We start from the raw sequence: 23,686 nt of genomic DNA on the forward strand, positions 1-23,686 counted from the left end.
ATGTAATAGATTAAATATTAATCATCTAAACATAACTTTACATAACTAGATATACCTGAAATCAGTGATTTTTAAAGATTTTTTAATAAAAACTACATAGTTTATTTAAATAAATTTACACAAAATAAGACTTAATTTACTGTAAAATCACAATACATAAATTAAGTCTCGTTTTTATAAAAATCACAATAAAAAAATTTATTCTATGAAGTTTGCTGAGTTAAATTGACACATTCATTTAATTGATTGTGTAATTTTTCTAGATTTGCTTTTGGATCAAGCCACCATTCCACTGTCCACAATTGAATCACGGTCCAACCTAGCCCGGTTAACACAGAAGGACGCAACTGATCTCGATCTCGTGCAGTTGCGGCTTTGGCATAATCATCCCCGTCTACCAAAATACCTGTTAAATACTGACCAGCAACATAAGGGTTTTGGATAGCAATATCTATACGGCTATCTCCACTGCCTACAGCCAAGTCAACTTTCCAACCTAAATGCTCTAATTGAGCTTGTAAATACAGCATGAGTTCATCTTTAGCCTTTTCTTTTTCAAGTGTTTGCGAGTAATACGCCATTTGCCCGGTTTGTGCAAAACTCAAGAAATCTTTTAAATCTCGCACCCCTTCACTATTGGTTCGAGACAAATCAATCTGGTCTGGACGCAGTGTAGAGAAAACATGTAGTCCTTGACGTGCACGTGTAATCGCAACATTTAAACGGCGTTGTCCGCCCTGACGATTCAATGCACCAAAATTCATCAGTAATTTACCCTGTTGATCGGGCGCATAAGTGATGGAGAAGATAATAATATCTCGTTCATCACCTTGAACATTTTCCAAATTTTTCACAAATAATGGCTCAAAGCCATCTCGGCTAAGTTGCTCTAATTCAGGACGTTGCGCCAATTCGTTATCAAGCAAATCTTCAATTAGTTTTTGTTGAGTAATATTGAATGTCACCACACCAAGCGTTAGTTTAACCTCTGCGGTCAGTTGGTTCGTTAAATGTTGTAGAATAAACTGTACGATTGCCTGAGCCTCAGCTTTGTTGGTTCGTGTATCACCCTTGTCATATACACCTTCAACAGCGTGCAATTGAATTGCCTTATCTTTTGCAACAGGTGCAGGAAATGTCAGCAACTCACCTTTATAATATTTTTGATTACTAAACTGAATTAGGCTTTCATATCGACTACGATAATGCCAATTCAATACCAGTTCTGGTAATTGTGCAGCTAAACACTCATCTAAAATACTTTCCAAATCTTCGGTAACGTCTTCATCGACTTCTTCGGTATCTCCTTTTCCAAAGAAACTGGTGGGCGGCATTTGTTTATTGTCACCAACAACAATCGATTGTTCTCCTCGTGCAAGTGCACCAATGGCATCCCAAACAGGGATTTGCGAAGCTTCATCAAAAATCACCACATCAAATTTAGATTCAGGATCAAGATATTGGGCAACCGACAATGGACTCATTAACATACATGGCTTGAGTCCAGTCATCACATCTGGAATCTGTTTGATAAGTTCTCGTACTGGAATATGTCGACGCTTTTTGCCCAACTCTTTGTTGAGTAATGCCCATTGCTTTTTAAACTCATCAGGGTTCTCAAAAATTTTATGCCAACGTCGGGTAATTTCCTCACTGGCAAATTGTTGATGTTCACGATCCTGTTGGGAAAATTTAAGAATTTTTTGTTGATGTAACTCACCATTAAATTGGTTGAGTTCAGGATGTTTACTAAACTGTTGAACAATCCATTGACGTGCAAGATTGATATCCACCAATAACGCCACATGATCTTGGACTAGTTTTGCATCAAAAGACGAAGAAGTTTGAGCTAAGCAATGTTGTTGTAAGTATGCGCTAAAACGAGCCAAACCTTGTTGTTGAAGTTGTGTTTTTAAACCTTGCCAATTTAACCAATGACGCCATTCATTGATCAAATGTTGCAAGTTTTGTTGACGTAACAGTAATTCTGTAAATGCAATTTGAGGATATGCGTTTAAATTTTCTGTCTGAATTTGCTGATCTGGCAATAACAGTGCATAGCATTGCTGTAATTCTTCAATATGTTGTTCAGCTTCAAAGTGCTTCTGTTGACTTGCGAAATCCAATGCTTGTAATAATACCACTGGACTTGAAATACGATCTGCAAGTTGGTTTTTTAATTGTGTCCAAGCCTGTACCATATTTTCAAACTGTGCCCAATCTGTTTTTTCACCTTGCCAATATGTCTGCAGTTTTGCACCTAAACTATTTTCAAGCGCTTTAAACTGTTGCTGATGATTTTGAATATTGATTAACAGTGGCAAATCATTTTCTACCACCATAGCAGAAGGACGCTGTTTATCAGTGTGATAACTACGCATCAAGTTTCTTAACTGATACTTACCAAACCAAGACCATGGCCAAAACTTAGCAGAAGCTTCTCGCCATTTAAAATCTATCTGTTTTAATTCAGCTTGGTAAATCGATAAATCATATTTAAAAATTAAGCGTGTCTGGCTTTGTACGATTTCTGTTGTTACCGCTTTGGCTTCAGAAATTTGACGTATGTCTAAACCATCAATAATTTTCAGCAGTTTCAAATCATATTGTTGACTGAACGCAAATATTTTTTGGTAGATCTCTACATCAGCTTGAAGCTGCTGTAAATTTTCTGCTTGTTTGAATTGGCAAGCATCTTGCCAAACTTGTAACGAACGATGTATTTGAGGAATTAATTCTGCTATACGTTGTTGGTTGTGCTGATACTGATCTTGCCACAACAGATTCCAGAAATTCGGAGAACTTCCTTCAGCAAATCCATTCAGAGTATCTCGTGCGTTGCTCGAAATTTGCTGATACTGCAACCATGCTTTGACAGCCAAATCTTTCAAGTGTGAACGTGCTTGATGGGTCAATTGTTGAATATTGAGATCAAAACGCAATGTTTCGATCTCTCTATGTAACAACTCTTCACTCATGGCATCAAATAAACTCCATCCTATTGAATGTTGTTGATGCAAGATCTGTACATGCTGATTGAGCACATCACGGCTTTCGACCAAATGTTGTGAAAGTACCTGCCACTCTTGTTGGGTTTCTTTTTGGGCGATTGCGTAGGGATTATTGTTATTTTCTGCACGTTCACGAAGCTGATCAAGCACTTCTATTTTTTGTGCTTTGGCAGAATGAAGCTGTAAACACAGATGTCCTAATCCAATTTGATTCAGTCGTCGATACACCACATCCAATGCTGCCATCTTTTCAGAGACAAATAGTACGGATTTACCATCTGCCAAGCATTGCGCTACCATATTGGTAATGGTTTGTGACTTTCCTGTTCCTGGCGGTCCAGAAAGTACAAATGTTCGCCCTAAAGCCGCAGACATTACGGCTGCAAGCTGTGAAGAATCCGATGACAATGGTGTAAATAGCTGCTTGGGTTGATATTTTTGATCAAGTTCAGCTGGATGTGGAAAAGCATCTTGTTTTTTAAATGGCTCGCGTGGCGTTTCAATCAAATGATGAACCACAGCTTGTTCTTTTAACTGCTGTATACGTAAAGAAAGATCTCGCCACATTAAGTATTTTGAAAATGAAAACTGACCAATCGCGGCTTCAGCAGTCACCTCCCAGCCTCGCATATTGACCACAGCTCGGCGAACAATTTGCAAGACGGCATTAACATCTACCCCTGATCCATCTGTCGGTAGCGGGTCCAATCCACTGATTTCAATTTCAAAGTCCTGTCTTAACAATTGCAACAGGGTTGAATTAAAACGCGGCTCATCATCATACATCCATAAACGATAACCAGACTTTGCCGACTCTCGTGTCATCCTTACGGGAATTAACAAAAGTGGTGCTTTAAACGTTTTCTGAGCTTTCTCTGACTCTTTCCACTCTAGAAAACCAACTGCCAAGAATAAAGTATTTGCCCCACCTTCTTCCAAAGCTGTGCGTGAAGCGCGATATACTTCCACCAAACGCTTATTTAATGTGTCGCTGTCTAAACCACTAAATAACAATTGGCGATGTAGGTTTTCATCAATATAGTTTTGGACGTGTTGGGCTTCATTTTCACGAGTGACTTCTTTAAGAGAAATATAATCCACACTTTGAAAGAAAAACCCTTTATTCTCAGCCAAAGCATCTTCTAAAGAAGCTAAAGTTTTCTCAGAACACTGTAAGGGAATACTTAAACGGTTATCTTTAAAATTTAATAACTTATTTCTTAAACTTAAATCCAGTAAACGTCTTAACCATCGCTGAACACGCGTTGCAACATTTTCATTTGCATCCATAACCGCATATTCAGGTAAAGAAGCTGCTGTCCATGTCATCTCATCCTGATCTAAATTTTGCACGACATCTAGCTGTGTTGAAATAGGACGTACACCACGTAAACGACTTTGGCGAATATCCACAGCAACATAAAACTGTTCGATTTTTTCAGCATCATGTAAATATTGTTGTGCTGAAGTTATGGCTTGTTTCAAACTTGCTTGTGATGTTAATAAGGTGGTTTCAATAAAAGTAATTGCACCAAGCTCCATATACTTACGCAAGTTTTGAAGATCATCAATTAAAACATCAACAACAGGGGTTTCATGTAACCATACCCCGATAAAACTGTGACCTTGGACAATCATCACGATGGGATCAAGCCCAATTTGCTCAATTAAAGAGCTCATCAACATGGTGCTATCCAAACAACATGCCATTTTTTCATCTAAAATTTGTTTGGCAAAACGAATACGCTGTCCATGTTGGATATAACTCGCAGGATTCACAATATAATGTAAATTCTGTTCATTTAATGCCTGCCAGATTGCATTCAGCTGATTTAAAACTTGTTCAGGGCTTTTATCCGAGTAACCATTTAGACTGCCTAAATTCTTTTGCACTAAGTATTCGCTAGCACGTTTAAGAATAGGCGCTAAAGAAGCTGCATTTGGTTGTGAGAAACAGGCTAAAAGTTCAAGTGGCTGTTTTTCTCCACCCCATGTATCAACTGTAAGCACTTCAATATCTTGCTGTTTCACTGCTAACAGCTGATCATCTGAATCCAACCATTTTAAATTTAGATAACCTTTTATATTTTCATTCAGATGTAGTAAAAAATTGAGATCAAAATTAAGTTTAGGATTACTGAGGTAGATGTTTTGATCTTTATCACTTTTACCGATTCGAATCTCAGTGGGTTGAAAAAATGCAGGATGAGATTCAATAATAAGCTTACTTTCAGAAAGCTGCTTACTTCCAGTTAAAGAAATATGACGAATTAAAGGAATTGCGTTTTGCTGAAAAGTAAAATTTAAGCTTGAAGTCGCATCGAGAGAAATTTGAAATTGATCGTATTCCACAACATCTGACATGAAAATTGTAATCCTAGAATTTTTTTGATTATGAACTTAGTGCCTTACTCTATACTAAATCTATCTCAATAAAAAAGCACCCGTAGGTGCTTGTTGCGTATATTTCAATTAAAACAAAACTTGCTGTGAATTTAATAACTCAGCAATCGCATCTATAGGGAATATGGTCGTATTTGGTAAATTATTCATGTATTGATCAACAGTTTCCGAGGTTGAATTCATTATATTTTCACTTGTCGTAGCACTGTGCTTCATTGCACTTTCAATCACATCCTCAATCTGTTGCTCTTTAGGCTCTAAAACAGAAGCATCCAAAAATAAATCATTTACAGAGGTCCTATGATCAGTGTCTGAATGAGTTTGAATAGAACCATCAGTTTCAGAAGCTGTTTGCAAAAGCTTTGCAATATGCTCACTAGTCAAAGCAGTGCTATTCGTTTCTACATGCGCAGTATTCTGCGGCACTCTGTCATTATTCGCATTGGAATTAAGCTCGGAGTTGACCATCTTACTGCTCAAGGTTGAATCGACGTCTGTCAATGGTTGATCATTTACAAACATTTCTTCTGCCAGCGCTACCTTCACGCCCACTTCAACTACCGTAAATGAGCGCGCATCACTCATCAAACTGGTATTTCCAGCCTTATCCGTTTGTACGCTGGTAATGCTATGTACTCCCAGACTTAAATCATAATCGAAACTGAATGACCATTTACTGTCTGCGCCAACCGTAACTTTTCCAACAGCTTTGTTATTGTCATAAATAATCAATGTTGCACCTGCTTCACCCGTCCCCGAAATCACTGGGCGTTTATCATCGGTGTTGCCATTGTCAGCAATTGAACCTTTGCTTTCACCAACATCGTCTTCTACTTTTGTGATTAAAGGTTTTGCTGGTGGCGTGACATCTTTAGTTCCTGTTACAGATGTAACTGCTGATTGATTTCCAGCTGCATCTGTTGCATAAACACTCCCTACTTTTGCCTCAGTCAAAGCGCTTGAAAGCGTGACCGTATAATTTCCATTGGCATCTGTCGTTGCCGTACCCAGCAGTTTATTCGCACTGTCATAGACGGTAATTTTAGAATTCGCTTCTGCTGTTCCTGTAATGATAGTGCCTTCAGCATTTAAACTGGCTACAGGTTTTTCAGGGGCTAAGAGGTCTTGCCCAGGTTTAATTTCAATGGCTTTAGATTGATTTCCGGCTGCATCCTCAATGATAATTTTACCTGTTTGGTTGGTTCCCAAAGCAGGCGAAATTGTGATATTGAATTTCCCCTGTGCATTGACTGTACCTGTTGCAATTACAACACCTGTTGAATCTTGAATGATGACTTTGGCATTGGCTTCTGCAGTACCGAGTATGCTCGTTCCCTCTTTATTGAGTTCATATTTCGGTTGATCTGGCGCAATCGTATCTTTGCCCAATTCTATTTTGTGCTGTTCGGATTTATTCCCTGCTGCATCAACCGCTTCAACAGATCCTATTTGACCTGCGGTTAAAGCAGGTGAAATTGCAACTGAAAACACGCCTTCAGTATTGGCTTTTGCTGTTCCAATCAGTTTACCTGATGCATCATAAACATTGATGATTGCATTGGCCTCAGACTTACCTGTGACAATGTTTCCTTGATCATTTAATTGCGCCTGAGGTTCTACAGGTGCAATGGTGTCCTTTGTTCCAGTGACTTGCGTATAGCCCGATGAATTTCCAGCATCATCTTTGGCTTTAACGTAGTAACTATTATTATTGACCAATGCTTCTGGCAATGTTACTGAATACTGACCATCTTTATCCACTTTGACCGTGACAATAACTTTTTCATTTTTGTCTACCACATAAATTGTGGCGCCCGCTTCAGCTGTACCACTGATTTTCGTCCCCTCTGCATTGATTGTTGCAGTTGGTGTTTTCGGCGCAGTGATGTCTGGTGGTGAACTCGATTTTTTATCCCCATTGTCAATCAGTGCCAAGCCTAATCCGATTGCAGAAAGGACCCCTAAACCTGCTTTAGCAGCACTTGAGGAAAAAAGTTCAGAGATTGAAAAATCTGAAGATGATACGGAAGTTGACTCATAAGCACTCAGTTGTTGCGCAGGAACAGTATTTGCACCTTCGTATAATAGTGAATCTAATTTTTGCAGACCCGTGTAATGAGTGAATTTTCCCGTCTCATCAAATTGTGCAAGGCTAAAAGTTCCATCCGCCTTTGGAAATGCCAAAGAGTGCACTGTGGTTGTATGGGTCTGGAAAAAACCCTCTAAAACAATCTGTTCACCATTTTTCAATGTCACAATGAGCTTATCACCAGATTGTTCTAGCGTTTTAACATCTTGTTGTGTTACCCCAATTTGAATAATTGAGGGTCGATCTAAAATTACCGATTTGGATTGAGTGTCTTGCAATAAAGTTTGATCTTGTTTCGCGGCAACGACTATTCTTGTCATTTATATCCTCAATTCATTTAAAGTTTATTTTTTTGAAATTATACAGAAACCCTATATAGACACCAATGCATTTTAATCACTACTCAACCATTTATAGTGCTCTGATAAATAAATGATAAGTAGATAGAATTCATTTGCTTAAAAAATAAATTTTAACGTTCAATAAAATAACTTGATATTAAATCCAGTGGATGATTATTTTTTAATAAAATGTCAAACTGAACTTAACATACAGCTTGTGCAAATTGGGGTGCATCATCCAAAATTTCATACCATGCTGCTTTATTCTCAGTAAATGCATGTGACATAATTTTTGCCTTAACAGCTTCATTAATGATTCCAACACGTAATCGAACCACATCGGGTAAATCTAAACGCGCACTGAATAAGGGCGAAGCACAGTGTTTACAGAAAACTCTTTTTTTATTAGTCGTTGCATAATACTCCCCCAATAATTCTTTGCCTTGAACAATGTCCAAGTCCTTACTGTAAATTGGAGTAATTGCAACAAATGCAGAGCCTTGTGCTTTCTGACATTGTTGACAATGACAAACAAATATTTCGGCAATTTCACTACGGATTTTAAATTGAATGCCGCCACATAAACATGAAGCTGTATACATATTTTTTTCCTTGATGAATGTTTGTATTATTTATTGGTAATTAAATGGATAGTTTGAAAAAAGTGCACTATCTATTTGCTTAACTGATTGCTCAAATTGAGCAAATTCATTATCAGTGATTGATCTATCGATATATTCTTCACATTCTTGCAACAACAAAGCAAATTGTAAAAATTGAAAAAAATTAATCTGCATTGACTGAAGTGAATGGAAATTTAAAGCATCCGTAAAGCCTAAATCATGATCATAAAAGAGTATCTCAAAACTTTGCCGATCCATAAACCATTCATCACCTTGTCCAGTTCTTCCAATCATCCATACTTGTCTTGAAAGTATTGGAAAATTTTGTGCTAAGTATTGATTTTCCTTGAGTGCTTTTTCATATCCAAACAGATGAATATCCGCTGTGATTTCAGTATCAGCACATGTTTTTAGAAATTCGACATAGTTTAGATCTTGAGGAAAAGAACTGACCTCTGAAATTATTTGCCGACAAGGGTTCAAGTGTTTAAAAATATCATCTAAATTATTTTGAAGTTCAAACATAGGGCAAACTCAACCTGAATATTTAGAGTTTGTATCTTTCAAGCTGGCATCTTGTGCCCGATACGACTTTAATGCTTCGATTTCTGTATAAATAAGCTGTTGTAATTGATCTCTAAATAGAATCATATCATCCATGGTTTCAATCTGATCAATCGCTAAACGTGGCATAAATTTAAAATAAAAAGGAATGCGTTTCGGGATAATATGTTTTGGAATTGAAGGAATTACTTCACCATGTCGAAGAAAACGGTCAATTTTGGGATTGGATAATATTTTGTTAAACCATTTCTGTTGAAGTAAGACATTGACATCAAATGCTAAATCAAAAACCTCATCTCCGCCTAAAGCCACAAAAGGTGCAATTTCATAGTCAAACTCTTGTGCCAACTTTAAAAAACCGAAACGCTGTTTCCAAATCAATTGATAAGCTTCACCTTTGCGTTTAATGACCTCTCGCCCACCGCCTGGAAAAACCAGAATTGAATAGCCCTGACGCATTGCTGCTTTAGCATATTCTTGAACACCATCGATGCCCCCAACACGCTTTACCACCTCTTTCCAAACTGGGATATGAAAGTGCATATGATCAGCTAGACTCACCACAGCAATCTTATGTTCAGTAAATAAATAGTCGATCAAAATCGGAGAATCAAGTACGCCATAAATAGTGTGATTCCCAACATACATGGCTGGTTTATGGGGTACAAGGTTTTCTGTGCCTAAAAATGTTGGACGAAAATAAAAGCGTTGTAAACTACTGATCAATCGGATCAGTTTAGCATTGTGTCGTATTTTTAAAGTTTTATCGGTCATGTTGTATCTCTACAAACTGATTTTCAACATTTTTAATCTGCCCATTATTCAATTTAGAAGCTTTTTATGGAAGATTAACAATAAATTGCTTTAGACTTCAGGCAATCACTCCCCCTTTATTAAAGACGGAGTGAACAGCTATTTTACGAGGTTGATTTAAGCAACATGCTTTTGTACAAGGATTGAACCAACAGAATAGCCAGCCCCAAATGAACAAAGTACGCCATACTCACCATCATTGACCTGATCAGCAGTACGATGCAATGCGATAATCACACCCGCAGAAGAGGTATTGGCAAACTCGTCCAAAATAATGGGTACTAATTCTGGATCAGCTTCTGCAACCTCACGCCCGACAATCAGTTTTAGAATTAATTCATTCATATTGGCATTGGCTTGATGCAACCAGAAACGTTTAACGTTTTCAGGTTGAATACTGTTTTTTTCCAATTGCGTAGAAATGATTTTTGCAACCAATGGGCAAACTTCTTTAAAAACTTTACGACCATCCTGACGAAATTGTTTATCGTCGCGAGACGTTAATTCAGAGCCATTTAAAAATCCAAAGTTATTACGAATATTATTCGAGAACTGGGTAAATAAATGGATATCTACGATTTCAAAACCTGTTTTGGTTTCAGTTTCTTCGATAATCGAAGCTGTAGCCACATCACCAAAAATAAAATGACAGTCACGTGAACGGTAATCCGTGTGCCCAGAGGTAATTTCAACATTGACCAATAACACACGGCGAGCACCCGTTTTCACAGCATCATAAGCTTGTTTTAAACCGAAAGTCGCCGCTGAACATGCTACATTCATATCATAGGCATAGCCTTGAATACCAAGTGCAGTTTGAATTTCAATCGCAACAGCAGGGTAAGCACGCTGTAAATTTGAACAAGCAAGAATCACAACATCAATATCTTCTGCTGTAACACCAGCATTTTCCATCGCTTGTTTTGCTGCGATTACGCCCCACTCTGCCTGAATAGAAAGCTCTTCATCAGAACGCTCTTCAAGACGTGGTCTTAAACGGTTAATGTCCAATACACCTGATTTCTCAATCACATAGCGGCGCTTCACACCTGATGCTTTTTCAATAAAATCTGCACTTGAACCACGACGCGCAACAACTTCACCAGCTTCAATTTTTTCAGCATTTTCAGTGTTAAATTGTTCCACATAAGCATTTAAACAGTCCACCAACTCTTCATTGGTAATCACTTCTTCAGGATGGTACAAACCTGTACCAGTAATACGGATGCCCATGTAAAACTCCTTTTCTCAATTCACAAATATTTCAAATTATTTCTATTCTAACCGATTCCTAGCTTTTCCCATACCTTTTGTATTCGAGTCGAAGATATCGGCATTTTGGTTTTCATCGGTTGTGAGAATAATGAGATCCGTAGTTCCTCAACCATGAAATACACTTCTTTTACACGAACATCGGATTTAAACTTAAACAGTTTATCCATCCAAGGATCAACTTCTTTTATTGCAGCATCATCTCGATTTAGATTATTCGGCAAACGATCTAAACGCAATAACAATGCTTTTAAATAACGTGGATATTCCTGCCAAATATCGGAAGATTTTGAATAAACAAAATTGGAAAGATTCATTAAATCCAGTTGGTCTTCAATATCATCTATATTTTTTCCAAATACATCTTGATCCAACATCAGTAAATTTTGACGAATTTCTTGCCATTGAATATAGATTTCACTGATCAGTTTTAATGCTTCCTGACCATGCATTAAAAAGCTTTTCTTGACCTCGGCAGTTAATTGAGCAAACTCCTCAGCATTGATCGGTAAGTCTTGAATTGCGATTTGCAAAGTTGCATAAACCAACATTTGTTCCAGCTGAGCTTTATCTCCCAATGGTGAATAAGCCAAAGCTAATGGTTTTGAAATTTGCTTTTTCAGTTGGCGGATTGAGTCACCTAACTGCATATGAATCAACCGAATTACACCTTCACGATGCTGCTTAATGGCTTCATTTTGGTCATTAAAGGTCTGGATCACAATTCCAGATTCATCTTTGGTGTCTAATTGGGCAAAGTCTTTCGTCGGCACCAAGGCTTGATATTGTTTAACAACAACACCTGTGACTTTTTGCGATGCCTCAAAAACAAAATTTTCAGGGAAAACCGTAAATTCACCTTTTAACTGTTTCACAGGACTATGTGTTTCGGTACGACAACGTGCTTTGAGTTCAGCAAGATCTCGCCCTTGTTCCAACACACGACCTTTTTCATCCATAACCTTAATAAATGGAATCAGATAAGGTTCAACACGTTCAAAAGAAAAATCTTTCGCGCTAATTTGTTCGCCTCTTAACTGAAATGCCAAGAAATCGAATATATGTCCATGCAAATGTTGGGCATCCACAGCTTTCATCAACTTTTGCGCTGTGTCAGGAATCGGTACCAAATTACGACGTTTATCTTTGGGTAGTGCTTTAAGTAATGCTTCAATCAACTCTAAGCGCCAGCCAGGGATTCCCCACGACCACATATTTTCATCGACTTGCGCTAAAGCCTGCACTGGAATTTTAACGGTAGCACCATCTTGATCATGGCTTGGATCAAAGCGATAACTCGCCGCCAATCGCAATTGCCCATTGTGTAAATAATCTGGGAATTGCTGAGTGGTTGGACGATCTGTCATCCATAAATCATCGTCATCTACAAATAGATAACGTGGGTTTTTAGGCTCTACAGTTGCTCGCCAATCTTCGAAACTACGGCGACTTGCAATTTCAGCAGGGACTTTGGCTGCATAAAACTGATAAATTGTTTCTTCGTCCACCACCAAATCACGACGACGCAACTTATCTTCAACTCGTTCAACTTCCTCAAGTTTTAATAGGTTGTGTTTTAAAAATGGTGGCGTAATCCCCAAGTTTCCTGTTGTCAGTGCATCTCTCAAAAAGATTTCATGCGCAGCAGGCTGATCCACCTTTTCGTAATTGGTTGCACGCTTCGGTTCGATGATCAAACCAAATAATGAAATCTGATCATAGGCATTGACCACACCTGGTTTTTTCGCCCAATGTGGCTCGAAATAATGATGTTTTAATAAATTTGGCGCTGCCAAAAGAATCCATTCAGGCTCAATTTTTGCCAAAGTTCGCAGATAAACTTGAGAGGTTTCCACCATTTCAAATGCCATCACCCAAGGTGTATTGGTTTTATGCAATGTCGATGCAGGAAAAATTCGAGCTTTTTGCTGACGTACTGCCATGAATGTATTGCGCTCATCTGTTTTATTGGCAATAAAGGACAATAAACCTGTTAATAGCGCACGGTGCAAATTCTCATAACTGGCTTTTTTCTCATTAAAAGACAGCTTTAAGCCTTGCGCCAAATCGAGCAATTGTTCATGGGTTTTTTTCCACTCACGCAAACGCAACCAACTGAGAAAATGCTGCTTGGCAAAATTACGACGTTTGTTCTCGCTTAAAGTCTCACGATTTTCACTCAAGGTATTCCATAATTTCAGATAAAATAAAAAGTCTGAATCAGCTTCTTTAAACAATGCATGCTTTTGATCGGCTTGCATCTGTTTATCCGCAGGACGTTCACGAGGGTCTTGTACAGCAAGAGCTGCAACGATGATTAACACTTCACGAAGTACACCAAAGTGAGCCCCACCCAAAATCATTCTCGCCAAACGTGGATCAATCGGCATTTTCGCCATTTGCAGACCAATTTTGGTCAGCTCACTGCGAGCAGAATTACCAGCTTGCTTCGCGCTCATTGATGAATTTTGCTGTTCTTGAATAGCACCTAATTCAATCAATAGCTTTCGACCATCATTGACCAAACGATGATCGGGTGGCTCAATAAAATCAAAATCTTCAACAGCCCCCAAGCCCAAACTTTGCATCTGCAAAATAACCGAGGCTAAATTTGTTCGCTTGATCTCAGGTTCTGTAAATTCAGGGCGACTTTGAAAATCATCTTCACTATAAAGACGAATACACACACCGGGCGCGATACGACCACAACGCCCTTTTCGCTGATTTGCAGCTGCTTGTGAAATCGCTTCAATCGGTAAGCGTTGTACCCGAGAACGATAGTTATACCGTGAAATACGTGCAAAACCACTATCAATCACATAACGGATATTTGGAACCGTCAAAGCCGTTTCCGCCACATTGGTCGCAATAATAATTCTTCGTCCGCCACCCGATGGATTATAGATTTTCTGCTGTTCGGCTAAAGCGAGTCGAGCATATAACGGTAAAATTTGCGTATGTTTTGGACCAAACTTTTGCAAGGTTTCCTGTAGTTCACGAATCTCTTGTTCAGTACTGGAAAAAATCAGAATATCAGCATGTTCTGGATGCCCTTTAGCTTCAGCATCTTTTAAACACTCTTCAACAGCTTGTACAACCGCACGTGGTAAGTTTTCTTCGAAATCATCAAAATCATCGTCATCACTACCGCCAATCGTCATTTCTGAAATCGGACGATAACGTAATTCTACAGGGAAGCTACGCCCTTCTACTTCAAAGATAGGCGCGCCATTGAAGTAGTCACTAAATCGATTAACGTCTAAAGTTGCCGAAGTAATGATGATTTTTAAATCAGGGCGCTTTTTCACCAACTGTTTTAAATAACCCATGATGAAATCAATATTCAATGAACGCTCGTGCGCTTCATCGATAATGATCGTGTCATATTTATTTAAGTAACGATCATTTGACAGTTCAGCCAGCAAAATACCATCCGTCATCAAACGAACAATGGAATCATTGGAACCTTGTTCATTAAAACGGACTTTAAAGCTGATGGACTCACCCAGTTTTTCGCCGACTTCTTCTGCAATACGTTGAGATACACTTCGTGCTGCAAGACGTCGAGGCTGGGTATGACCAATCATCCCTGTTAAACCACGACCTGCAAGCATTGCTATTTGTGGTAACTGAGTAGTCTTACCAGAACCCGTTTCCCCCGCAACAATAATCACCTGATGTTTTTGAATCGCATCTATCAATTGATCAGCATATTGAGTGACAGGTAAGTCTTGATTAAGTTTAATCGTGGGTAGACTGGCAAATCTTTTTTTTACTTGCTGATTCGATTTTTCAAAAAGTTCTTTAAATTTTTCTGGATCGGCATCTTTTCCTTTTTTCAGTCGGCTTAAACGATGGCGATCGCGTACCATAACCCATTGATCGACATTTAACTGATTTGGCACAGATGCTTTATCCTAATATTTAAAATTGAACAAAATATTTTACGCTGTAAAGCGCAACAGAGATAGTGTCTTGAAAATGAAATCATAATTGTCTGATCTAAATCAGACTGAAAATAAAAAATATTGAATTAAAAATGTGACGTATTTAAGCTTCAAAGGATATTAGCAGAACAATTTCTATACATTGAAATATTTTTTATATCTTTTTTAAAAATTCACCCTTGAAATATAAGCTCAGAAGCATCATGTTTGTTACAGATTTAAAAAGGATGGTTTTGTCATTCAAACATCATCTTTATTTGCTTTAGTTGATGCAACAATGACGGACACTTGCCTTTGGTGAAAAGTATCTGGAGCTTGCTAATTTGATTTTCCGATCTTAGCTATAAAAAAATACTATTTCACCAATAACCTAAAATTCATTATTCTAGTTATATATTAGATAAACACCTCAATCATGGAGATAATGATGAGCTTAATTAATACTGAAGTTAAACCTTTTAAAGCACAAGCTTTCCAAAACGGTCAATTCATCGAAGTTACAGAAGCTGATCTTAAAGGTAAATGGTCTGTAGTTTTCTTCTATCCAGCTGACTTCACTTTTGTTTGCCCAACTGAACTTGGTGATCTTGCTGATAACTATGCTGAATTCAAAAAATTAGGTGTTGAAATCTATTCTGTGTCTACAGACACTCACTTCACACACAAAGCTTGGCACGATTCTTCTGAAGAAATCAAAAAAATTGAATATGTAATGGTTGGCGACCCAACTTGGGTACTTGCTAAAAACTTTGAAGTTTTAATCGAATCTGCTGGTCTTGCTGACCGTGGTACTTTCGTTATCGATCCTGAAGGTAAAATCCAAATCATCGAAATCAATGCGGGTGGTATTGGTCGTGATGCTTCTGAACTTCTTCGTAAAGTTAAAGCAGCTCAATATGTTCACGGTCATCCTGGCGAAGTTTGCCCTGCTAAATGGAAAGAAGGTGATGCAACACTTGCTCCTTCTATCGACTTAGTGGGTAAAATCTAATATCAAATTAGATTAGATTTTAAAAACCACGCTTTATTAGCGTGGTTTTTTATTTATTTTCTAATGCGACCATATGGCGAGTTCATAGCCATCTAAATCTCTAAAGTGAAAACGGCGCCCGCCTGGAAAACTAAAAATCTCTTGTACGATGGTCGCACCTGCATCTGTTACACGCTGCAAACTCTGTTCAAGATTATCACTGTACAAAATAATCAACGCGCCACCTGCACTTTGAACGTGGTCAGCTTGGGCAAAACCACCTTTAATCAAGCCAGAATCAAATTCACAATAAGCTGGACCAAAGTCAGTAAAAGTCCAACCCAAATGTTGATAAAATGCTTTGGATTGCTGAATATCCTTGACATTAAATTCAATATAATTAATTGCAATTTTTTGCTCACCTGATGGCTGGTTCATTTTTATTTCTCCTGTTTTTTCATCATACTACATCTAACTTTATGTCAAAATTCTACAAATAAAGCTGTAATGATTTATAAAATAATTCAATTATTGCTACGGCATTTTGCTTAAACGATCAACATCTTTTAACAACTTAGGGATTCGATATTTCCCATACATTCTTTTCACATATTGCTTGGCAAGCTCAAGCTCAATACCGACCGCAGAAATATAAAGCGGTTGGAGGCTTTGTCCTCGCAAAATTTCGCAATCTTTTGGTGTGCCTGTAAACTGATTTTTCGCCACCCCAATCACAGGAACTTTAAGCATTAACGCTTCATACAAATACTGTCCCAAACCCGCTTTCTGCTCATTCCCAAGATGCACATAGCCATCGATAATAATCATATCGATATGTTCTGTAATTTGTGCCAATAAAGCCTGAATACAAGGCAATTCACGCTTATAAAATTGCCCAGATTCATAGTCCATGATGTGATCTAGAGAAATCCTGTATTGCTTGAATAAATCAGTTGCTTCCCACGCATCAAATATGCCTCCAGCAACTTGCGCACTCGTCCCACTATAGGCAACATCTATCGCAAGTATCATTGCATCCCCTTTGTTTCCAAGATAAAACAAACATTCTTTTTGAGTCTTTTATTCATGATATTTGCTCTGTTTTAAAATTTTAGATTTTCATATGTGGTATAAGCTTATCAGAAAAATCCTCAGCATTTTTACAAAACCACAATACTTTTCTAAAGATGAATGGACTAATTTCAAATCATACAGAACACTTTTTTCTGTAGAACAATCAGAAGTTTAAGGGGTTGCTTATGGGATCAATGATTACCGTGACTTCTTGGAAGTACAATGCTTCTTCACGGTATTTAAAAATTTTTTATAACAATGGTTCTGGAGAACTTTATCATCCTGTACCAGAATTTATATATGATAATTTATTGCGATGTAGTGATAAAACGGCTTTTGTGCACAAGTATTTAGAATATGACGTACATTTTAAACGACTTTCAATTTTATAATTTACAAAACTTCCTTCTCAGCACAAAGTCAGGGAGAAATCTCCCTGATACAACACTGAAAATTAATTTTTGAATGTCACAATAAAAAGCCCAGCGCCCACAGATAGTGTCGTTGTCATAAATCGAGTATCTCGCTTGACTTCATCAGTAAAACTTTTAACCTCAGCAGCATGCGAAATCACATTATCAACCACCAATACCCCCCCTTGATTCTCAATCATATTTTGTAAGAAAACCCAGTAATTCAAATAGGCATCACGCTCTGCATCAAGTAATATAAAATCGTATTTTTCATGACATTTTTCTAAATAATGTTGTGCATCACCTACCCAAAAATCAATAACATGATCCAGTTGCAACTCTTTGGCATAATGCTTTGCTTGTAGTGTTCGCTGTTCATCAATCTCAAGTGTTGTAACCCGCGCACCGGTGACTTGGGCGGCATCAGCCAGCCATAAAGTGGAATAGCCCGTAGAGGTTCCAATTTCCAAAATCGTTTTTGCCTGCTGAATTCTTACTTGCATAGCCAGAAATAATGCGGATTCAGGTTCGATGTTACGATATCGTTTGATTCGATCACATTGTGTCGCATCAAACTTGATAAAAGACTGATATAGTTCATTCAATCGTTGCAAAAATGGGTGACTTAAACTCATATTCAGCACTTCCTCTTTACTATCATTGTTATTATTTCAATTATTTACGTCATTCCAATGACAATCTATCAGCTTTGTAGCACAAATTCTTATCATACAAATCATGTTTAGCCATACACTGTAAATCAATGAGTAGGCTAAATTAGATGGTGTGTAAAAACTCAAATCTTGCTCGTGATTGACCATCTTCCAAACTGACATGTTCTATAAACATTTCATATGGGCGAACCCAAATTGAATAATCACCATATAAACATTGATAGACCACCAATTTTTCTCGTGTTTCACTATGCGTTGCAATATGTAAAACTTGATACAAATTACCTTTATAATGTTTATAAATTCCGACTTTCAACATAAGTATAAAACCACCAATACGATTATTATGTTATACATGATCTTAATGTAAAAAACTCGTCCGAAGACGAGCTTTTATTTACTTTTCAATGATAAATCAAGAAAAGTCTAAACCTTTTTCAAATGCTTTTAACTCGTGACGAGCCATAGCCAAGTTTGATTTAGAGCGATCTAAAACAAGATAAAGGAATAAATTTTCATTTGAATCTAATGGACGGATCAAATGATATTGCTTACCTAAAGTAATCAAAATATCTTCAATTACATCATCAAGTTTTAATGCTTTGGCAACTTTACGCTTAGCACGAACAACTTCAGTATTACCTGCTGCTGCCAATTCCAAGTCCAAACCTGCGCCTGCTGTCGCTAATGAAAGACCGCTTTCGCTGTCTACTAAAGCAGCGCAGACGAAACCATCGATATCTGTTAATTGATCTAGTGTGATACGAGCCATGAGCATCCCCGTTTCTATTTGACATTGTTGTTTGCTTTAGTAATTCAATTTTTATTTTGCTTTACTAAAACACTTTACTATTTAACTAAAGATTAATACCCCTAGCTAACATGGATAAAATTAGTATTCTTCTTGAATACCTATTTTAATTTTATTCGATAATCAATTTTAATTAATTATTTCCTATGCTTATTTTAATAGCATAAAAAATATTAATTATTCAAGCGTAATTTAAAAAATAAATTAGGCTTTTAATCATTTAAAACTTGCTACAACTTTCAACAATTATCAATAGATTATTTCAGTTATTGATAAACATCTCGTTTTATATAAAAAATATAAGCCGCTTAACAATTTTCATGAGCGACCTTAGATATTTTTCATCAGCAATTCTGTAGTCGACTTTAGCTCATATAGCATTTGACCTAACAAAATATCTTTATTGGTCATGGCAACCAAAACTAAAGGATGCGTCGGATGCGGAATTGCTGTAAGCAATGCCTTTCCATTCTCTGCATCTAAAGTAATTGTTTGACATCCAACAAGATTAATCTCTGATACAAAAGCAGTCACCATCGCTAAAATTGAGCTACTTACAGCAGCAATTTTTCCTGAATTATTAATGTTTTTCTTATTGACCAGCGCAATTTCAAAACCATCTGAAGTACATAACATCACAAACTCAACACCACTCACAGCGTTCAGTAAATGCCTTATTTGTTTTTCAGCATATTCCACAAAATCATCTGGCACTTTTCGAGATTTGTTTAAATCCAACATATTTAAGAAAACCCCATAAATTTCCATTTTACCCGCGTTTAAAGCACCATTTTGGGGCTTTTTGGGGCGAGTGAATTATTTGATATATTTCACACTTTCTTCTTAATTCTATCTTTTTTTATTTGCTTGTAAATATGTTTTTTTACTTTAACTCAGTTTTATTTTAAGAACTGTTTAAATAGTATTCTAAACATATAAATGTCAGATTTCCCTCAATAATGTCATTCTTGCTCATATATGGTGCATCGGCACAAAATACCCATTTTGCACATTACATTTTACTTTACATCTCCACTATGTTGTTGCACGACTATATTTTCTTGTTGCTTATAATTTTTGAATAAAAAAAGACCACACATATACTATTTTATGAATAATATATTAAGATTTGATGAAAATAATTTTGTTTGAAGGATTCGAGTTGTTAATTCAAAGCATAAGGCTTATAAAAACGTTACATTTTATTTTTTGATTTGGTTTTTTTTTGTGTTTATATTTATTTCATCCAGCTGCTGGATGCCAAATATTAATTTAAAAAAGGTATACAAGATGAATAAAATTTTACTCGCTTTGGGTCTGATTGCTACGATTGCACTCGTAGGCTGTAATAAGGATAAAGCACCTGAGACAGGAGCGACTACGGGTGAACATGTTGAAAATGCTGTTGATCAAGCTAAACATGATGTAGAAAATGCCACTAAAGATGCTGCGAGTGCAACAGCACAAGCAGCTGATCATGCTGCCAATGCAACGGCTACAGCTGTAGATCATGCCGCTGATGCAACCGCTCATGCCGCTGACGCAACTGTAGATGCGGCTAAAAATGCAACCGCAACTGCAGCGGGCGCCGTTGAAAAAGGTGCAGCCGATGTCAAAGAAAAAGCTCAACAATAATTTGAATTGAAATAAAAGCTCCTGACATAGGAGCTTTTTTATATTTGTCATATACTTAAATTATAAGTGATTTAACTTTCCTGAATATGGAGTCACCTTTATGTCTCATTCACATCACCCAGAACAACATTTTATACAACGTACAGGCTGGTTAAGAGCAGCTGTTCTGGGTGCCAATGACGGTATTATTTCAGTGACCAGTTTAGTGATGGGGATGGCAGCAAGTGGAGCATCGAGTCACACACTACTTATTACCTGTATTGCTGGCTTAATTTCAGGTGCAACTTCAATGGCAGCAGGTGAATATATTTCTGTCAAATCACAATCGGATATAGAAGAGGCGGATTTAAAAGTTGAAGCACGCGAATTAGAAAAAAATCCGCATTTAGAACTTAAAGAACTAACACATATTTATATACAGCGTGGACTAGACCCTGAGCTAGCCCATCAGGTTGCTATTCAACTGACTGAAAAAGATGCATTGGAAGCCCATGCCCGTGATGAAATTGGAATCAATGACATAACTGCTGCCAAACCGATTCAAGCTGCTGGTTCTTCTGCGTTATCTTTCTCGATCGGGGCGTTATTGCCTACGCTATCAATTCTATTCAGCCCTGAAATTTATTTAGAAAAAGTGGTTTTGGTGGTCGGTATTTTATCTTTGGTCATTTTAGGTGCGTTATCAAGCTATTTTGCCGGAACCTCTATGCTTAAAGGCAGCCTTCGAGTTGCCATTTGGGGCATTATCGCGATGGCTTTCTCCAGTTGGATTGGCTCTCTTTTCCATGTCGCTCCGATTTAATATCAACATGTTTCACCTCAGCTCCACATAAACATGTATTTAAATTATATTTTTAAAATAAATACTGAACATAATTTGCTTATTGCCCTCAGCTTGGGCAAAGTAAATGAAAATTGAGGAGCTAGGAAATGTCTTTATTAGAACAGTTAGGAATAAAACTTCCAATATTGCTTGCACCTATGGCAGGAGTTTCAACTCCCCTATTAGCAGCTGAAGTATCTAATCAAGGTGCTCTTGGGTCATTGGGGCTTGGGGCAAATACTGTTGAAACTGCACGTCAACAAATCAAAGAAACGCAAAACTTAACACCATATCCTTTTCAACTTAACTTTTTTTGTCATGAATCATCAAGCACAAATATAGATTCCAATACGCTTTGGATAGCACATTTAGCCACTGAATTTGAAAAATTTGGTGCAGTTCCACCCACTGAATTAAAATGTATTTATCCAAGCTTTAAAGACAACGATGATTTTTTAGATCTATGCTTAGAAACACAGCCCAAAGCGGTGAGTTTTCACTTTGGTATTCCACATGAATATCAAATCCAAAAACTAAAAGATGCTGGTATTTTAACGCTTGTTTCAGCAACCAATCTGACTGAAGCCCTTGCGATCGAAGCAGCAGGGATTGATATTATCATTGCTCAAGGAATTGAAGCAGGTGGACATCGTGGTATTTTTAATGCACAGATCGATGGTGCAATTAAAACCTCCGACCTTGTTCAACTGATCAAAAAACACTGTTCACTCCCTGTGGTTGCAGCTGGAGGAATTATGAATGGTCAACAGGCAAAAGCCATGCTCAATCTCGGTGCAGATGCAGTGCAAATGGGAACCGCCTTTGTACAATGTAAATCGTCAAATGCCAATACTGCTTACCGCAAAGCTTTATTTGATCATCCTTTGACCCAAATTACCTCAAGTATTTCAGGTCGCCCAGCACGTGGCATCATCAATCATTGGCAAACTCGAATTGATCAAGCTGATCGTCCAGATGTTGCAGCCTATCCATACGCATATGATTTGGCAAAACAGCTCAATGCAGTGGCAATACAAAATGGCGATGTTGGCTTTGGTGCATTTTGGGCAGGTAGTAATGTTGCTCAAATTCGTGAACTCGAGGCTCAAGATCTACTGAATCAATTGGTTGTAGAAATGAATCACGCTTGATTTAAAAGCAATTACAGAAGTGACGATGTGTCATTTCTGTAATTTATTCTGGTCAATCTTGTAAATTTTCTTCAACCAACATATATACCCAATCAAGCTCAGGGCATTGATAACCCAATATCGTCATAGCAGCAGTTACTTGCCCTCGATGATGTGTACCATGATTAAAAACGTGAATCAGCGTATCTGCATAAGGCAAGCTTTGCGCTTCCCCATTCGATCTAAAATAGTTCAAATTTCCCGTTAAAAGTATTTCATCTAAATCATCAATAAAGCTCAACCAATTTAGGCTCTTATGGCTTAATTCATTCAAAAGCTGAGTTTTATCCTGATGAATGATGGTGTTTAATGCCATAGTTGGAGAGTGATTTTCTTTAAAACGTGAATACCAGAGATAATGTTCGCCCAGCAGTAAATGGTTAAGCGTTCCTGCAATACTCTTAAAATACAGTCCAATATCTTGATTAAAATCTGCATCAGATACGGCTTTTAAACATTCACAAAGATGTTGTGTCGCCCAAATATTATATTGAGCAAATCGTCTTAAATTATCCTTATTCATTTACTCAACGACCTATGCATAGCGTGTACAGTGATCAACTTAATCAGCTTAATAAAAATTCTATTTTGAATAAAATGACAACAAAATCAATATAAATTGCTTTTATCATGATCAATCACTTTGTTGCCAATCGGTCGATCATTTTCCACTTGTTTAGATAAGTTTTCTTTTCTTTTACTTATTCAAAAATACAAGTGAGATTTATCATGCATGCATATCACCAAATCCATGCTGTATATGACCGTGACAGCATTACGGTTTATAAAGCTTATAACCCACATATTGCACAGCTCGCTATACAACATCAAAAGTTTGTCTCCCCTTCTCTTTTCAAAGAATGACATGGATCAAACCGTCTTTTTTATGGTTGATGGGGCGTAGTCATTGGGCAAGCAAACCCAATCAAAATCATATTTTAGCGATCTGTATACAGCGTGATTTTTTGGGAATATTGATTGCAATAAAGCACTCATACTGACCCAACACTTGCTACTCATCAAAATGCCACAA

Annotated in this window: 19 protein-coding genes and 1 pseudogene; 6 read left to right on the top strand and 14 right to left on the bottom strand. The window is 37.4% G+C overall.

Going from position 1 to position 23,686, the window contains the following annotated elements; all coding sequences use genetic code 11:
- Positions 1–203 precede the first annotated feature (203 nt).
- From TOL5_RS14205 to hrpA, 7 genes are all read right to left on the bottom strand, one after another.
- Positions 204–5,375, bottom strand: coding sequence for a DUF4011 domain-containing protein (locus tag TOL5_RS14205; RefSeq protein WP_171496486.1), 5,172 nt, complete (start codon positions 5,373–5,375; stop codon positions 204–206).
- A gap of 108 nt (positions 5,376–5,483) precedes the next feature.
- The gene (gene blp2, locus TOL5_RS14210) at positions 5,484–7,823 is read right to left on the bottom strand and encodes an Ig-like repeat protein Blp2 (RefSeq protein WP_151751251.1); all 2,340 of its coding nucleotides are present in this window, start codon (positions 7,821–7,823) and stop codon (positions 5,484–5,486) included.
- A 224-nt stretch (positions 7,824–8,047) separates the two neighbouring features.
- On the bottom strand, positions 8,048–8,446 hold the full coding sequence (locus TOL5_RS14215; protein WP_151751252.1) for a GFA family protein: 399 nt from the start codon (positions 8,444–8,446) through the stop codon (positions 8,048–8,050).
- Between the two features lie 30 nt (positions 8,447–8,476).
- Complete coding sequence (locus TOL5_RS14220; RefSeq protein WP_151751253.1) at positions 8,477–8,992, bottom strand: hypothetical protein; 516 nt, start codon at positions 8,990–8,992, stop codon at positions 8,477–8,479.
- A 9-nt stretch (positions 8,993–9,001) separates the two neighbouring features.
- The gene (locus TOL5_RS14225) at positions 9,002–9,805 is read right to left on the bottom strand and encodes a lysophospholipid acyltransferase family protein (protein WP_042090258.1); all 804 of its coding nucleotides are present in this window, start codon (positions 9,803–9,805) and stop codon (positions 9,002–9,004) included.
- Positions 9,806–9,961: 156 nt separating this feature from the next.
- The gene (locus tag TOL5_RS14230) at positions 9,962–11,077 is read right to left on the bottom strand and encodes a beta-ketoacyl-ACP synthase III (protein ID WP_221260413.1); all 1,116 of its coding nucleotides are present in this window, start codon (positions 11,075–11,077) and stop codon (positions 9,962–9,964) included.
- A gap of 47 nt (positions 11,078–11,124) precedes the next feature.
- Positions 11,125–15,021, bottom strand: coding sequence for an ATP-dependent RNA helicase HrpA (hrpA, locus tag TOL5_RS14235; protein WP_199995327.1), 3,897 nt, complete (start codon positions 15,019–15,021; stop codon positions 11,125–11,127).
- A 469-nt stretch (positions 15,022–15,490) separates the two neighbouring features.
- On the opposite strand from hrpA, the gene ahpC reads away from it, so the two are divergent.
- The gene (ahpC, locus tag TOL5_RS14240) at positions 15,491–16,054 is read left to right on the top strand and encodes an alkyl hydroperoxide reductase subunit C (RefSeq protein WP_004721823.1); all 564 of its coding nucleotides are present in this window, start codon (positions 15,491–15,493) and stop codon (positions 16,052–16,054) included.
- Positions 16,055–16,114: 60 nt separating this feature from the next.
- On the opposite strand, the gene TOL5_RS14245 is transcribed toward ahpC, so the two are convergent.
- Positions 16,115–16,471: a VOC family protein gene (locus TOL5_RS14245; RefSeq protein ID WP_004831496.1), complete on the bottom strand. Its 357-nt coding sequence runs from the start codon at positions 16,469–16,471 to the stop codon at positions 16,115–16,117.
- 96 nt (positions 16,472–16,567) lie between these two features.
- On the bottom strand, positions 16,568–17,065 hold the full coding sequence (locus TOL5_RS14250; RefSeq protein WP_042090260.1) for an endonuclease V: 498 nt from the start codon (positions 17,063–17,065) through the stop codon (positions 16,568–16,570).
- Between the two features lie 227 nt (positions 17,066–17,292).
- Here TOL5_RS14250 and TOL5_RS14255 point away from each other — a divergent pair, with 227 nt between their 5' ends.
- Complete coding sequence (locus TOL5_RS14255; protein WP_004831498.1) at positions 17,293–17,499, top strand: KTSC domain-containing protein; 207 nt, start codon at positions 17,293–17,295, stop codon at positions 17,497–17,499.
- 62 nt (positions 17,500–17,561) lie between these two features.
- On the opposite strand, the gene TOL5_RS14260 is transcribed toward TOL5_RS14255, so the two are convergent.
- The 4 genes from TOL5_RS14260 to TOL5_RS14275 all read right to left on the bottom strand — a co-directional run bounded on the left by TOL5_RS14260 (position 17,562) and on the right by TOL5_RS14275 (position 19,746).
- Positions 17,562–18,155: an O-methyltransferase gene (locus TOL5_RS14260; RefSeq protein WP_151780799.1), complete on the bottom strand. Its 594-nt coding sequence runs from the start codon at positions 18,153–18,155 to the stop codon at positions 17,562–17,564.
- A gap of 142 nt (positions 18,156–18,297) precedes the next feature.
- A complete protein-coding gene (locus tag TOL5_RS14265) occupies positions 18,298–18,513 on the bottom strand; it encodes a DUF1653 domain-containing protein (RefSeq protein WP_004831501.1) in 216 nt (71 codons plus the stop codon).
- Positions 18,514–18,609: 96 nt separating this feature from the next.
- A complete protein-coding gene (locus TOL5_RS14270) occupies positions 18,610–18,966 on the bottom strand; it encodes a hypothetical protein (protein ID WP_004721834.1) in 357 nt (118 codons plus the stop codon).
- A gap of 369 nt (positions 18,967–19,335) precedes the next feature.
- Positions 19,336–19,746, bottom strand: coding sequence for a roadblock/LC7 domain-containing protein (locus TOL5_RS14275; RefSeq protein WP_009585049.1), 411 nt, complete (start codon positions 19,744–19,746; stop codon positions 19,336–19,338).
- A gap of 549 nt (positions 19,747–20,295) precedes the next feature.
- Here TOL5_RS14275 and TOL5_RS14280 point away from each other — a divergent pair.
- From TOL5_RS14280 to TOL5_RS14290, 3 genes are all read left to right on the top strand, one after another.
- Complete coding sequence (locus TOL5_RS14280) at positions 20,296–20,640, top strand: hypothetical protein (RefSeq protein ID WP_004831503.1); 345 nt, start codon at positions 20,296–20,298, stop codon at positions 20,638–20,640.
- Positions 20,641–20,740: 100 nt separating this feature from the next.
- Positions 20,741–21,442 (top strand): VIT1/CCC1 transporter family protein, encoded by a 702-nt coding sequence (locus TOL5_RS14285; RefSeq protein WP_004831504.1) that lies wholly within the window; start codon positions 20,741–20,743, stop codon positions 21,440–21,442.
- Positions 21,443–21,570: 128 nt separating this feature from the next.
- Complete coding sequence (locus TOL5_RS14290; RefSeq protein ID WP_151781050.1) at positions 21,571–22,614, top strand: NAD(P)H-dependent flavin oxidoreductase; 1,044 nt, start codon at positions 21,571–21,573, stop codon at positions 22,612–22,614.
- 52 nt (positions 22,615–22,666) lie between these two features.
- On the opposite strand, the gene TOL5_RS14295 is transcribed toward TOL5_RS14290, so the two are convergent.
- Positions 22,667–23,176, bottom strand: a complete 510-nt coding sequence (locus TOL5_RS14295) for a DinB family protein (RefSeq protein ID WP_151781051.1) — start codon at positions 23,174–23,176, stop codon at positions 22,667–22,669.
- 206 nt (positions 23,177–23,382) lie between these two features.
- On the opposite strand from TOL5_RS14295, the pseudogene TOL5_RS14300 reads away from it, so the two are divergent.
- A pseudogene (locus TOL5_RS14300) lies at positions 23,383–23,654 on the top strand (DUF4291 family protein).
- Positions 23,655–23,686: the final 32 nt, after the last annotated feature.

This window comes from Acinetobacter sp. Tol 5 (assembly GCF_019702905.1).
Lineage (GTDB): Bacteria > Pseudomonadota > Gammaproteobacteria > Pseudomonadales > Moraxellaceae > Acinetobacter > Acinetobacter bereziniae.